Origin of the sequence: Legionella sp. W05-934-2 (genome assembly GCF_964199965.1) — a bacterium.
Lineage (GTDB): Bacteria > Pseudomonadota > Gammaproteobacteria > Legionellales > Legionellaceae > JAFIFT01.
The window spans coordinates 101,810-114,865 of the sequence record NZ_CAXMZT010000005.1 but is presented as its reverse complement, the minus strand read 5'-3'; the positions used below and the strand labels follow the sequence as shown (position 1 = coordinate 114,865).

Genomic DNA, 13,056 nt, shown 5'->3' with positions numbered 1-13,056 from the left:
AACTTAACGGGAAGGGATTACCAATGAAAAAACTATTTTGCCTCCTATTTATAAGCACATTCCTCACTGCCTGCGCACCACCAAGACCGGCTGCTGAACCACCCGAAAATAAACCCATGCCGGTTGAAGAAAGACAAGCAAAAACCCGGGTTGTTTCCAGCTGGGAATTAAATGGCGCCATGGCTGTCAAAAGTCCCAAAAAATCGTTTACTGCGACCGTAAACTGGCTTCAACGAGGTGGCGGTCAATACCAAATTCGCATGCTAGGACCACTTGGAAGTGGCGCATTAGTCATCAATAAATCGGGAAGCGCTGTCACCATTCAAGATGGTCCTAAAAAATTTAGCTCAAACAGCGCGGATAAATTATTTCTTCAACAAACAGGGGTTGCGCTGCCTGTGAGTAACCTGTTCTATTGGGTAAGAGGCCTAGCCGCCCCCGGTGCTGTTGATTCAACAAAACGGGACGCCTATAACCATCTCACTATGCTAAAACAAGCGGGTTATTCCATCCAATATTTAAGCTTCACATCAGTCAATGGCACAGACTTGCCCAGCAAAATTCAGCTCACTGGTCGCGGATTATCGATTAAATTCATCATCAAACATTGGCGGGTATAACTATTCGCAGGGTAGTCTTTATAATTGTAGCCCGCATGCGCGAAGCGGAATGCGGGAGATAAACCTCGGCGCAGTTGAGTTCCTGTATTACGGCTATGCCTGCATACGGGCTTCGATTTTTAAGACTATTCCTCCCTTAGCTTGAGGGCTATGGGCCTCGGTCCGACCTTGCATTTCTCCTAGGTTAATTGTTTAAACAACATATTTTAAAAAGCAGTTAGCCTTCAGATCAAAAAAATGTATTCAGGCGTTGACAAACGCATCAATTCTTAGCAAAATACCAACCAGCACTGACATAGATGTCTTCTGTCATCCAGGATGATGAGAGGCTTCTTATTTTGGGGTGTCGCCAAGCGGTAAGGCACAGGGTTTTGATCCCTGCATACCTAGGTTCGAATCCTAGCACCCCAGCCACTTTCTTGACGCGCATCAAGTGAACAGACGGCAGAAGATAACTCGTAAGGATAAGCTTACGCTTTCAAATAATAATAATATCTTGCTGGCTGTCTTCTGCTATGTGTTTAGTAACGACGTATGGTAACTATACTATGTCAACAATGATGATCTTTACCGGTAATGCAAATACCGAACTCGCCTTAAAAGTTGCTTCACATTTACAAATTTCCATCGGTCAAGCTAACGTTGGCACCTTCAGTGACGGTGAAACGATGGTTGAGATTTTGGAAAACGTCCGAGGTCGTGACGTTTTCATTGTCCAATCCACCTGTGCACCGGCTAATGATAACTTGATGGAACTCCTAACCATGGCAGATGCAATACGGCGTTCTTCTGCAGGAAGAATCACAGCAGTTATGCCCTATTTTGGCTATGCCAGGCAAGACAGGCGCGTTCGCTCTGCAAGAGTACCTATCACGGCAAAAGTAGTTGCTGATATGATGGCAACCGTTGGCATTTGTCGCGTTTTAACTGTTGATCTTCATGCAGACCAAATCCAAGGCTTTTTCTACATGCCAGTGGATAACGTCTATGCAACACCCGTGCTGCTTAATGACATTAAACAACAAAATTTAAAAAATTTAATGGTGGTTTCTCCCGATGTCGGTGGTGTGGTCAGGGCACGAGCCATGGCAAAAAAATTAAATGATGCCGAAATGTCCATTATTGATAAGCGCCGTAGTGGTCCCAATAAGTCCGAAGTGATGCATATTATCGGGGAACCTGCTGGACGCAACTGCTTAATTATTGATGACATCGTTGATACCGCTGGAACCATGTGCTCAGCAGCTAAAAAGCTCAAAGAATTTGGTGCAGCAAGTGTTCGCGCTTACGTTACTCACCCCGTATTGTCTGGAAATGCGATTGAAAATATCCAAGAATCCGTCATTGACGAAATCGTTGTGACTGATACCATCCCACTGTCCAAAGAAGCAAGCCAATGCAAAAAGATTCGCGTTGTCAGTTTAGCCGACATGTTAGCTCAGGCCATCAAACGCATCAATGTGGAAGAATCCGTTAGCATCATGTTTGAAGAAGACAAAAGCCTATAAGTAGGTCGGGCCTTGGCCCGACGACTCGAAATATTGTTCAAAGAATCCGACATTTGTCGGGCCAAGGCCCGACCTACTACATCCTATCCAACGGTGGTACCGGGCATTTCACCCCTACTTCTGCAAACGAATCAATAACCGCTTGCTTGTCCCAATGGCGATCATGAGCGGCTTGAATCACGCCACAGGCGGCAAAATCAAAATAGGCAATCGGTGACCAATAATTTCTATTAGCATCGACCATTAATTGAAACGCCCTTTGAACACTGTAATTGGGTTTATGCGCCAAGTTATAGAACGCTTTATTAAACACACCACTAGTTTGGTGAACATTCAGCGAATCCACATAACTATCCATATGAGCAATCGAGATCCCATCTTTCGTTGGATCATCCATATAACGAATAGGTTGCAGGCCTCCAATCATTGCCTCACGCCCTATGCTCCAATCTTCGCCATCCCAATACCAGGAATAATCTTTGCGTAGATAGTCTAATAATGCGATTGCTGCCATATCTGAAAAGGCTTCATTAATGGCACCTGGTTGATTATCATAAATGAGATTACTATTCACTGCTGTGAATAAATGGGATAGCTCATGCGCTAAAACCGTTTGTGCTGGCGCGGTTAGAATATCACTTCCGTTGCCAATAACAATTTGTTGGTGAGCCATCGTAAGCCTACCTAACTTGATGGTGGGCACAGCAAAGGCATTGTCCATCAAACCGAGATGCGTATAAGCTTTAAGTGGCAAATCATCGCCGATGGGCTTAGGCACACCATAGACTTTTTGATACATTTCCAAGGTTTCAGTCGCAAAATACATCGTATCATTGACAGGTGAAAACGCATAGTTAACAGGGCCCGTCGCACCATCTGAGTAGTTAAGATTAAGGCCACCCTCTTCACATGGGAACGAAAAAACAGGAAGTTTTAATTTCTTTTCAGCAAAGGTGGTAATTGGAAATGCGTCAAAGCCAAGCGGAACATTGGCTAAATTGAAAACTTTGATATTATCATTTTCTACAAAACACTGTCCGTCACGTAATTGCACATCGACTTTTCCAAGCGATGGTAATCCAGGTAGCGCATCACCATGCTGGAACATGCCTGGCCGATAAGGTAGGGGAAAAGAATTTCCACCTGGCCCCTGACCAATTTTTTGCGAACGTGCAGCATCCCACTGTTTGAGAATGGCTCCAGTATTGGCATCAATAATAGCATTAATCGACTGGATGGGCTTCTGGGTGCTCGCCGCAAAAAATGCGATGTGGTACGCAAGATGGGCTTTGTTATTTTGATCTAGATAGATCACCTTTTCAGCTTGCTGCAACTTAGGGTTTTGATAAGCCGACATTACCTTCTGTTGTGCCATTTCAGCGCTTAGTTTCCCTTCAATGGATGTCACATCATTTTCGATGCCACTGACTTGAATGCCAGTCATCAACGGTTTGCTGCCTGAGCGTGTGTGTGAAATTAATTGGTGCCCCCAAACAGGGATACCTTTGTACATAATTTGATAACGGATATGATCGTTGTTATCGGAAGGCAACTGTTGTAATTGATAATCTTGTTGTGGTGAAACGACAGAAAATTTATTGTGTTTCCCTTTCTTTTGGAATAAATCAGGTCCGTGACCCTGTTCCCCCCAAATCATGTTTCGCGAAGCTGCGTGACTTAATGATAATGCGCATGAAGTGACTAGCGTTAATACAATCCGTGTTTTCATAAGCCCACCTTAATTAGGAGACGAAATTTTAAAGTATCGCAAATACAAATTGGATGCAAGAATAATTTTTAACGCCGCTGCATATGGTCGCATCACGCCTGGTTTTAAGCTAGAATTATAATCAAGTGTCGGATGATTATGTTTTTTTAGAGTAGCGCAAGTTCTAAGTATAAACTATTTTTGGATATCCAATGTTAGCTTCAACCATTATCAGTTTGATATGGATTGTCATTTTGATTGTTTTTTTCATATTCTTTTTTAATCACTACCGTCGATTAAAAAACATTTCCCGCTGGCCAATTACGGAAGGTAAAGTGGTGCACTTTACCATGGAAGAACAAAATGAAAACTACTGGCCTAGTATTTCTTACCAATATCAAGTGAACGGGCAGACCCATGAAAGCGAGCATTTTTTTGCTGACACAGCCCATTATTCACCTCAAACACCAAGGGCAAAGCGACTTGCCTATGACATCGCTCAAGCATATTTAAAAGAACAGCCTGTGGTTGTTCACTATAATCCGCTTGCACCCGAAGAGGCCGTGTTGGATGTCAAAGTGCCAATAAAACTCATTGCTATTATGGTTGTCTTATTCGCACTCATGCTTACGGAAGTGATTTTATTGCTATTAAAATAGTTTATTCAGGACTTACCTTCATTGGGTGTTGGTTTGTCACTAGATAGGTTTTCTTTTCCCTTTTCAACCATGCATTGACAGGGTTTATCCATATTTTTGGAAAGAAAGCTAACCATTTGATACCCTAACACGCCTTGACCCGATGGGGCGGGTTTAAATTGTATGGTTACTTCGACTGTTTGCAGTTGATTATATTGGGGGTTTGTATATTGTACTAAAACTGGCATCGACGCCTGCCAATACCCCTGCTCAAGCGGCTTCAAGGTAACCGGTTTGAGAGCAACCGCATCCAAATGATAATTATTCTTTTCGATAAATTGTTGAAATTGAACTTTCTCGAGAACTTGTAAATATTTTTTCCAGGCATCGGCGGTAAAATATTTTGCAATTTCCCGCTGATCGGCAATATAACTGCTATTACTGACTTGGTAGGTTGCCAAAATTGCCTGTTGCGCCCATATTTTTTTTCCTAAGTCGGCTTGCCCTGCAAAGGCCGTCGCCGCCAAAACCAAACTCATAAACCAGAAAATTGCTTTCATATCATCCTCTTACAATGTATCGATAATCTATCGTAACCTTAAAGAAAAAAAAAGCCCAGCATAAACTGGGCCTGATCATTGCCCTAATGGGGATTAAGGGCAACTTCCCGCAAGAAAAGGGGGGTTGCGGGAATTCTTAACGAATATGTTATATTATAGAACAATATGGTAATTTGGCAAGCAGGAATGTCGACATATCCGGAAACAGTTGCGGGTGTGCTAAAAAAGAAGCCGCATCCTTGCGGCAAAGCCTATCCATGTGCTGGTCCCTGGTATGTTTGACCTCCTGTCAGACAAATCCGTGTCATCCTTTGTTATTTTCAGTATAGATAAGCTGTAAGAACTGTCATCAAGTCAAACGATGTAAAACGTGTAAGAAATTTCTCAATTGGAGGCAAGATATTGTTCGGAATTTGAACAGCTGTTGGTTTGCACAAAGCCCTTCTAAATTTAGCCCGCATTAGGCGAATGCCATAATGCGGGAATTTGATTATGCGAAAATTAAACTCCGCATTAAAGTTTAAGCTCAGAGGAAGATGAAGCGGAATCGCATAGTTCTGGTTGCACTGATTTAAAAAAGGAATTTCCCATTATCTTACTAACTGTGGCTAGAATTTCCTGCTGGGTTGGTCGAACAATGGCAAAAGCGCCACTCATGATTGTAAAAATATTATCGCAATGATTGATCCGATTAATTCCTTTGAATGCCTCATCCAATAGATGCAAACCTTGGGTCACCATTTCTCTTTTCTCTTTCGGTGTTCCTTGCAATTTTTGTCCAATGTCAATGGCTTCTGCTTCGGTTATCATCGTACTAACTAATGAGGCGTGCTCCAATACCACATCGGCATTAAAGCCTCTTTCTTCAAATATACGCCATGGACTGTCGCCTTTTAATAGTTCAACCCACCCTTTCACCACATTGGCTGAATTAACATATTCGTTAATTAACGATTCTGAACGAAAGGCTTTTGATAACTCATTTCGTTGTTTAGGATCTTTAATTTTAGCGACTAAGAAATCCATGTTTGGCAGGATCATTTTTTTTATAAGGCACTCTTTTAATGCCGGCATATCATTAAGATCATCAAACGTCTCAGGGGTTAGTTCTTGGATCATATATTCCGGATGCGGGTTCTTTGCATCAAATAACCCATTAAAATTGGCAAACAAATTAACCGCCTGGAGAATGCATCGGTTAAAACCAGTCAATTCAGAATCATGTTTTGATGCAGGGATATCGCGTTTGATGCTTAATAGCTCTTTGACCTCTAATCCTTTTTCTATCCAATTAATCACAATTTTTTGAGCCAACTCGTTTTGGTCATCAACGCTCAGATTGTTTAATAGTTGCTGTTTGTTAGGATCGTTTAATTTATCAATAATGCCTTGGCAAGCGAATTGATTCACTAACTCCTGTATCTGTGGATTATTATCCGTCATATCGATCTCCTTGTCGTTTAATTGTTATCAGCTCCATGGGCGAGAAACTGTGTGGCATAAAAATATAGCCTTCTTCTATGGTAACGAATTCTTGCTTTCATGCAACTCTTAAGATGCTTGCTATACTAATAGTATGGAGGTTAGGCCAAAGGCCTAGTTATTGATGATAATAGGATTTTCGTAATTTAGCCAGATATATAGATTGGTCTAATGAAATGGGGAAGTAGTAAAAATAATAATAATAATAAAAGGAGGACTTGTTAACCGTTACGTTGATGCAAAAATGAAATGGAAAATGATGGGGAGTTTGCAGATTTGCACGTAATGTTGACAAGATCGCTATGGCAGGAGAATAAAAAATGTCGAAAAATCCTTGTTTACAAGACCCGTTCTTAAATGAACTTAGGAAGGAAAAGGTGCAAGTCTCCATCTTTTTGGTTAATGGCATCAAATTACATGGTGTGGTTGACGCGTTTGATCAGTATGTTGTCATGCTGAAAAACTCGATCACCCAAATGGTATACAAACATGCCATTTCAACCATTGTTCCGTCCAAGCCGATTACGTTTCCCACTGGAGAAACAAACGGAAATATGCCAGACTAAGCACCTTATTTATTATGATTGTGGTGTACTTTGTTTGAAAGACCAAAAGGCGGCGAAAAAGCCATTCTTGTGCAGTTGAAGTTACCTGACTTGGACGCCGCAGTTGCTTTGTCAGAATTTGAAGAATTAGCCCTTTCGGCAGACGCAATCATTGTTGGCAAAGTAACTGGCTCCCGCGCCGTGCCAGACTCAAAATTTTTTATTGGTGCGGGGAAAGCCGAAGAAGTCCGGCAATTGGTGGAAACCACCGGCGCTGAACTTGTCCTCATCAATCACGAATTATCTGCCCCCCAAGAACGAAATTTAGAGAAACTTTTTCAATGTCGCGTGGTCGACAGGTCTGGTTTAATTCTCGATATCTTTGCTCAGCGCGCGCGAACGTTTGAAGGGAAATTACAAGTCGAATTAGCGCAATTACAACATTTATCCACCCGATTAATTCGTGGCTGGACTCACTTGGAGCGCCAAAAAGGGGGTATTGGCTTACGCGGTCCTGGAGAAACCCAATTAGAAACAGACCGCCGTTTGCTAAAAGAGCGAATCAAAGCCATTAATAGCCGCTTGGCAAAAGTCCGTTTAACACGCGAACAAAATCGCAAGGCACGCGAAAAAGCACATCTGCCAACGGTTTCATTAGTTGGCTATACAAACGCCGGCAAATCGACCTTATTTAACAAACTGACCGAGAATAATATATTTGCCGCCGATCAACTCTTTGCAACCTTAGATCCCACCATGCGCAAACTTTCCATTCCCGGATCGGCACCCGTGATACTAGCGGATACGGTGGGCTTTATCCGCAATCTCCCCCACCAATTAATCGATGCCTTTCATGCCACGTTGGAAGAAACAGAACAAGCATCTTTACTATTGCATGTGGTTGATTTAGCTGACCCCAATTGGCGCGATCATGCTAAGGCTGTGGATGAAGTGCTCAAAGAAATCAAAGTGGAAAGCATCCCAATTATCCAAGTGTTTAATAAAATTGATTGCCTCGATAACATGCAAGCCAATTGGATTCATCATGAGGAAGGCAGTAAAGTCTGGCTATCAGCCCATACGGGGGATGGAGTTAAGGAATTATTAGAAGCGATAGTGACTATGTTGTATGGAGAAATACGTACTTATCAACTTCGTCTTGAGCCCCATCAAGGTAGGTTCCGTGCCAATCTTCATCAAGCCGGCGTGGTGGTAGAAGAAACCATCCCTGATGAGGGAGGATGGCTGATTACCGCTCGTATGACAAAAGCGTTATATCAACAATTGGTTATGAAAGTTCCCTAAAAAACAAGCCTTCTATCCCAGATTCCGCACCCCAAATAGAAGTTATTGTTTGGATGTATCGCAGTTTTTGCTTGAGATGGTTACGAATTCACTAAATCGATGATGTATGCCAAATCCCCATCTAACGGAAGCACATGGCCTGAATTTTCTAACCAATGGATGGTCGTTTTGTTATCCTGATGAAATCGTTGTGCCACATCATCACTTTGTACCACTTTATCATGCACACCAAGCAATAAGTCGGCCGGACATTGCAATGGATGATGCTCGTAATGATTAATTAAATTTAAAATTTCTTTGACCGTATTCATGGGCAAACGTCGATAAGCTAACTCCAAATGTTGCTTTTGATGCAAGCTCCCAGCCGCCGCCCGGTATTGATGAAAGCCAATAAAATCCATCAACTTAGAAAAAGCTAACGAGTAAGTAATATTCACCGTTAAATTAAGTGCCGGCGCCAACAGATAAGCGTGGTTAAACGGTAATCGTTGGCTCAACATCGTCGCAATCAATCCCCCGAGTGATAATCCCATAATATCGACCTGTTTATATTGGCTCAGCAAATCAAGGGCATACGCTTCTGCTGAAGCTATCCATTCACTGGCGTTGCTATTGGCAAATGAGGCGATTGAACGGCCATGGCCTGGGAGTCTGGGAATGATGATTCGGTCATAGTTGGTTAAATAAGGGTATAAGTGGCGAAATACAGCCGGTGTAGAGGAATAGCCATGGATCATTAACAACGCTTTACTTTGATTACCATTATCAATATCTACCGTCCGCACAAGCCGCTCATCCGTTGCCTTCGCGGGATGAATCGCTTGTCCTTGGAAAAACCAGCGAAAATCAGCCGGATTAAATGCATCTTGTAAAGAAATTGCAAAATGGTCAACGCTAGGTGATTGTTGCTTCATAATTTGCTACCATGAAATTCATTTTAATAGACGGTAATTCCTATGACTAGTGTACCATATAATCAAAACAACGCTGCAAAAGATGGTGAATACCAAAAAAAAATGATGGAAGAACTGGCAAAAATAGCGCAAATGATCAATGACTCAGTTAACCAATCGCTAGGGATTAAAAGCATTGGTGAGGATTTGAATAATGCCATGAGCATGATGAATGGGAATACGACCAGCTCACTGCAAGATAGCATTTTTAATAGTGACGATGGCCAACAAGCCATGAATAAACAAAATGCATCGGCAAACAAAAGTAATCAGTCCATGCAGATGGTAAGCAAAGTAGTCGAAGTCGTTGAAGAAAATCCCGAGCTTTTAGCTCTTGTTTGATAATTGCGATTCCAAACAAGATCACCCCACCTCTTGCTCCGTCGTTGCGAGGAGCAAAGCGACGAAGCAATCTAGGGCTCCTAAACAACTTCCTTCCTTATTCCTTCTCCCCAGACATGGGGAGAAGGTGCCCAAAGGGCGGATGAGGGGTTGCTGAATCGAAGTTAGTATTTTGATATTTAGCGCATTGTGCTTGAAATGCTTACCCCACAACTCTCAACATCAATATTTCACACTACACCCATAAGGCTGGGTCGATGAGACTTGTACCTTATTCCCTTTTTCGATCGCATCTAAGGCAGTGCTCACATAGTTGGTTGCTTTTTCGATGTCTTGATCTTTGGTGCTAGCGATTGAATCAATGGCACCGGTATAAGCGACCACGCCATTTTTACCAATAATGACAAATTGAGGTGTTGTTTTAGCACCATACTGTTTACCAACCTGGCCACTATCATCTCTTAAAACCGCATTGGCTTGATTGCCCATTTGCTGTGACACATCTTTTAATTGGCCATCAGGAAAATTACCTTGCTTACCTGGCGCTGAAGAAACCACAGTTAGCCACACCACACCCTGCTCTTTATATTTTTTCTGCATTGCAGGAATATTACCGGTTTTATAATGCTTTTTCACAAACGGGCATTCGAAGTTACTCCACTCCAAGACAACAATTTTATTGGCAAAGTCTGACAACTTAACATCTTTTCCTTGCACGCTTTTCAAACTAAAATCCGGTGCTTTCTCACCGACCTTGACAGCCGCATAACTGGTGCCGACAAACAAGCAGCATGCGAGTACCGCCTTGAGTATAGACTTTATCATTTTAAGCTCCTTTAATCGTATTAATAATAATCCCAGGGGTTAACAACTGTGGTAGCACGATAGGGGATTGTCCAGGTTGGTAATACACGTACAATGGCACCCCAGCCCTACCGAATTTTTGCAAATATTGCAAAATCATTTCATCGCGATTCGTCCAGTCCGCCTTGAGGACTTTAATATGATTTTCTTTAAAAAAATCCTTAACCGCCTGAGCATCGAGTGCTACGCGTTCATTGATTTTACAAGTAATACACCAGGCGGCTGTTGCATATACAAATACTTTTTCATTATTGGCTATGAGTTTATCCAGCTTAGCTTGGGAAAATTGCTTTTCCTGTGAAACCATTGCTTTCGTCTCATGGCCGTTCATCTTCCAGACTGCCGCTACTGGCCAAATCACCAATGCCAGAGTCGTAATGCTTGCTACACGCTGCCAGCTAATTTTTTTAATTCGCTTTCTTAGCCAAAAAAAGAATAACAAGGCGGTTAACGATAGTAACAACAAAATAATCGCATCAAAGGATTTTTGCTGCCCCAGCACCCATAATAACCAGATAACTGATAAAATCATTGGAAACGCCAGCAACTGCTTTGCTGTCTCCATCCAAGCACCGGGCTTGGGTAATCGTTTTGCTAAAGCGGGTATGAAGGCAATCAGTAAATAAGGCAGTGCTAATCCCAATCCCAGGAAGGTAAATATTAATACGGCAACAAAGGCATTTTGGGTTAATGCCACGCCAATGGCTGTCGCCATAAAAGGTGCTGAGCAAGGGGTTGCCACGACACAGGCTAACACGCCAGTTGCAAAGGAATAGAGCAGTTTATGTTGCTCTCGCCAGCGTTGGTTGGTGGATAATGAAAAGGGAATTTCAAACCATCCGAATAAATTTAATGAAATCAACGTAAAGATAAATATTAAAGTAATAACAAACGACGGCGATTGCAGTTGAAAACCCCAGCCAACTTGTTTACCAACGCCTTGTAAAATTAACATGATTAAAGCAATCGTAACGAAGCTTAAAACAACACCCAAGGTGTAAAATAGACCTTGCAGCTTTTTTTGGCTACTGGCTTGTAGCGTTAACACTTTCAACGACAAAACGGGAAAAACACAGGGCATTAAATTAAGAATTAAGCCCCCTAATAAAGCAAACGCTAACATCAATGGTAGCCAGAGGGCATCCTCACCCTGAGAGGCAAGGACGTGTTCCGCAGCATTGAGTGAATAATAATTATCACCTATCTCAAGAATGCCATTGACAGGAAATGATGCTTGCAAAGTCCCGCGGCTCATCGATAAAAGCGTATCGCCATCCTTGTTTGTTATATGTTGCTTTTGCGCCGGCTCAATAATGCCTTGTTGCAGTGGAAAAAAGTAAGTTTCTCCTGAATCAGACGATTTGAACTGCAATTGCATGCTGTCTTGATTGAGGGATGCGGTGGCATTTAAGGAAGGTAACTGGGTTTTTGCAACTAAGGCATTAATTTGATCAAAAGACTCACTGGGTTCATTCTCTAAAGCCCCCCGCAAATTAATCACTAAATCAGCATTTTCTGGAATACATTCCACTTCACAGACTAGCCATTCGGCTTTTAATTCGAGTTGAATAATACCATCAGCACTCACAGGCTTCGGTTTTACTTTCACTAAATGATACGCTTTGCCACTATACCCATAATTAATAAACGGACCTGCCGGAATTTTCGAAGGGGGCAGCCAATGAATCGAAGAAGCCTTCCAACCTTCTGGCAAATGCCATTGAAAATCAGGCGGCGTGCCCGAATCGCCGGGATTTTGCCAATATGTATGCCAACCTGGCTTAATATCAAATTCGACTAATAACCAAAAGGGGGACTTCCCATCAACAGCTTGATACTCACTTAAAAGACGCACACTCGTGTGATCGCGCACAACCCATTGGCCATAGGCAGACGATATACAAAGACATATTAAGAGGGCACTAAATAGCCTCTTTATCAACCGATATTTCAAAAGCGAATTCTCATCAAATTTTCGATTAATCTCAGTGATACCCAAGGCAAAGCCTGGATGAGTACCCAAACGATTAACCATCATAGCAGCTTTTTTTAAAGGGTGGTATGGCCTGGGATTTTACGCTAGAAATCAGAATCTATTTATGCAACCATCACTGCCATGTACTTAGCAAGGTACAACCAATTATATCACCCGCTGCAAATGCGGAGTGTCCAGGAAACCAACCTCTAAAGGCATGATTATGGATAGCTATTCCTATGTTTACATTATGGCAAGCAAGAAAAACGGTACATTATATGTTGGCGTTACGTCAGATCTTATTAGACGAACATGGGAACATAGAAACCACTTAGTGCCAGGATTTACTAAAAAATATGGCTGCTCTCTTCTTGTTTATTACGAACAGCACTTAGATATATACGAAGCAATTAGACGAGAAAAACGGTTAAAAAAATATCTTAGAAAATGGAAAATACGACTTATTGAATCGAAAAACCCTCAATGGAAAGACTTATTCGAGGATATATGTGGCTAATTCACCAAATATGGATCCTCCGCATTCGCGGAGGAAGAC

Annotated in this window: 13 protein-coding genes and 1 tRNA gene; 8 read left to right on the top strand and 6 right to left on the bottom strand. The window is 42.1% G+C overall.

The window, feature by feature from the left end:
* The first annotated feature begins 23 nt into the window (after nt 1–23).
* From lolB to AB3348_RS07345, 3 genes are all read left to right on the top strand, one after another.
* A complete protein-coding gene (gene lolB / locus AB3348_RS07355; RefSeq protein ID WP_367606928.1) occupies nt 24–620 on the top strand; it encodes a lipoprotein insertase outer membrane protein LolB in 597 nt (198 codons plus the stop codon).
* Between the two features lie 339 nt (nt 621–959).
* Nucleotides 960–1,034, top strand: a tRNA-Gln gene (locus tag AB3348_RS07350).
* A 134-nt stretch (nt 1,035–1,168) separates the two neighbouring features.
* On the top strand, nt 1,169–2,128 hold the full coding sequence (locus AB3348_RS07345) for a ribose-phosphate pyrophosphokinase (protein ID WP_367606927.1): 960 nt from the start codon (nt 1,169–1,171) through the stop codon (nt 2,126–2,128).
* A gap of 76 nt (nt 2,129–2,204) precedes the next feature.
* Here AB3348_RS07345 and AB3348_RS07340 read toward each other — a convergent pair whose 3' ends face one another.
* A complete protein-coding gene (locus AB3348_RS07340; protein WP_367606926.1) occupies nt 2,205–3,857 on the bottom strand; it encodes a M4 family metallopeptidase in 1,653 nt (550 codons plus the stop codon).
* 191 nt (nt 3,858–4,048) lie between these two features.
* Here AB3348_RS07340 and AB3348_RS07335 point away from each other — a divergent pair, with 191 nt between their 5' ends.
* Nucleotides 4,049–4,495, top strand: coding sequence for a DUF3592 domain-containing protein (locus AB3348_RS07335; protein WP_367606925.1), 447 nt, complete (start codon nt 4,049–4,051; stop codon nt 4,493–4,495).
* A gap of 5 nt (nt 4,496–4,500) precedes the next feature.
* Here the strand turns inward: AB3348_RS07335 and AB3348_RS07330 are convergent, their stop codons facing one another.
* Both AB3348_RS07330 and AB3348_RS07325 read right to left on the bottom strand, forming a co-directional pair.
* Nucleotides 4,501–5,034 (bottom strand): DotI/IcmL/TraM family protein, encoded by a 534-nt coding sequence (locus AB3348_RS07330; protein ID WP_367606924.1) that lies wholly within the window; start codon nt 5,032–5,034, stop codon nt 4,501–4,503.
* A gap of 513 nt (nt 5,035–5,547) precedes the next feature.
* Nucleotides 5,548–6,477 carry a hypothetical protein gene (locus AB3348_RS07325; protein ID WP_367606923.1) on the bottom strand — a complete coding sequence of 310 codons (930 nt, stop codon included), beginning with the start codon at nt 6,475–6,477 and terminating at the stop codon, nt 5,548–5,550.
* A gap of 359 nt (nt 6,478–6,836) precedes the next feature.
* Between AB3348_RS07325 and hfq the strand changes: the two genes are divergently transcribed.
* Together hfq and hflX are read left to right on the top strand one after the other, a co-directional pair.
* The gene (hfq, locus tag AB3348_RS07320; protein WP_367606922.1) at nt 6,837–7,082 is read left to right on the top strand and encodes an RNA chaperone Hfq; all 246 of its coding nucleotides are present in this window, start codon (nt 6,837–6,839) and stop codon (nt 7,080–7,082) included.
* Between the two features lie 30 nt (nt 7,083–7,112).
* Nucleotides 7,113–8,366, top strand: coding sequence for a ribosome rescue GTPase HflX (gene hflX / locus AB3348_RS07315; RefSeq protein WP_367606921.1), 1,254 nt, complete (start codon nt 7,113–7,115; stop codon nt 8,364–8,366).
* 80 nt (nt 8,367–8,446) lie between these two features.
* Here the strand turns inward: hflX and AB3348_RS07310 are convergent, their stop codons facing one another.
* Entirely contained in the window at nt 8,447–9,280 is an 834-nt protein-coding gene (locus tag AB3348_RS07310; protein WP_367606920.1) for an alpha/beta hydrolase, read from the bottom strand.
* A 42-nt stretch (nt 9,281–9,322) separates the two neighbouring features.
* Here AB3348_RS07310 and AB3348_RS07305 point away from each other — a divergent pair, with 42 nt between their 5' ends.
* Nucleotides 9,323–9,661 carry a hypothetical protein gene (locus AB3348_RS07305; RefSeq protein WP_367606919.1) on the top strand — a complete coding sequence of 113 codons (339 nt, stop codon included), beginning with the start codon at nt 9,323–9,325 and terminating at the stop codon, nt 9,659–9,661.
* Between the two features lie 222 nt (nt 9,662–9,883).
* Here the strand turns inward: AB3348_RS07305 and AB3348_RS07300 are convergent, their stop codons facing one another.
* The gene (locus AB3348_RS07300; RefSeq protein WP_367606918.1) at nt 9,884–10,486 is read right to left on the bottom strand and encodes a redoxin domain-containing protein; all 603 of its coding nucleotides are present in this window, start codon (nt 10,484–10,486) and stop codon (nt 9,884–9,886) included.
* A 1-nt stretch (nt 10,487) separates the two neighbouring features.
* Nucleotides 10,488–12,563, bottom strand: coding sequence for a protein-disulfide reductase DsbD family protein (locus AB3348_RS07295; RefSeq protein ID WP_367606917.1), 2,076 nt, complete (start codon nt 12,561–12,563; stop codon nt 10,488–10,490).
* Between the two features lie 160 nt (nt 12,564–12,723).
* Between AB3348_RS07295 and AB3348_RS07290 the strand changes: the two genes are divergently transcribed.
* Entirely contained in the window at nt 12,724–13,017 is a 294-nt protein-coding gene (locus AB3348_RS07290) for a GIY-YIG nuclease family protein (RefSeq protein WP_367606916.1), read from the top strand.
* The last annotated feature ends 39 nt before the right edge of the window (nt 13,018–13,056 follow it).

Excerpts from the sequence above, each read along its gene's own strand:
- lolB (WP_367606928.1), top strand. The coding sequence starts at position 24 with ATGAAAAAACTATTTTGCCTCCTATTTATAAGCACATTCCTCACTGCC.
- AB3348_RS07345 (WP_367606927.1), top strand. The coding sequence starts at position 1,169 with ATGTCAACAATGATGATCTTTACCGGTAATGCAAATACCGAACTCGCC.
- AB3348_RS07340 (WP_367606926.1), bottom strand. The coding sequence starts at position 3,857 with ATGAAAACACGGATTGTATTAACGCTAGTCACTTCATGCGCATTATCA.
- AB3348_RS07335 (WP_367606925.1), top strand. The coding sequence starts at position 4,049 with ATGTTAGCTTCAACCATTATCAGTTTGATATGGATTGTCATTTTGATT.
- AB3348_RS07330 (WP_367606924.1), bottom strand. The coding sequence starts at position 5,034 with ATGAAAGCAATTTTCTGGTTTATGAGTTTGGTTTTGGCGGCGACGGCC.
- AB3348_RS07325 (WP_367606923.1), bottom strand. The coding sequence starts at position 6,477 with ATGACGGATAATAATCCACAGATACAGGAGTTAGTGAATCAATTCGCT.
- hfq (WP_367606922.1), top strand. The coding sequence starts at position 6,837 with ATGTCGAAAAATCCTTGTTTACAAGACCCGTTCTTAAATGAACTTAGG.
- AB3348_RS07310 (WP_367606920.1), bottom strand. The coding sequence starts at position 9,280 with ATGAAGCAACAATCACCTAGCGTTGACCATTTTGCAATTTCTTTACAA.
- AB3348_RS07305 (WP_367606919.1), top strand. The coding sequence starts at position 9,323 with ATGACTAGTGTACCATATAATCAAAACAACGCTGCAAAAGATGGTGAA.
- AB3348_RS07300 (WP_367606918.1), bottom strand. The coding sequence starts at position 10,486 with ATGATAAAGTCTATACTCAAGGCGGTACTCGCATGCTGCTTGTTTGTC.
- AB3348_RS07295 (WP_367606917.1), bottom strand. The coding sequence starts at position 12,563 with ATGATGGTTAATCGTTTGGGTACTCATCCAGGCTTTGCCTTGGGTATC.
- AB3348_RS07290 (WP_367606916.1), top strand. The coding sequence starts at position 12,724 with ATGGATAGCTATTCCTATGTTTACATTATGGCAAGCAAGAAAAACGGT.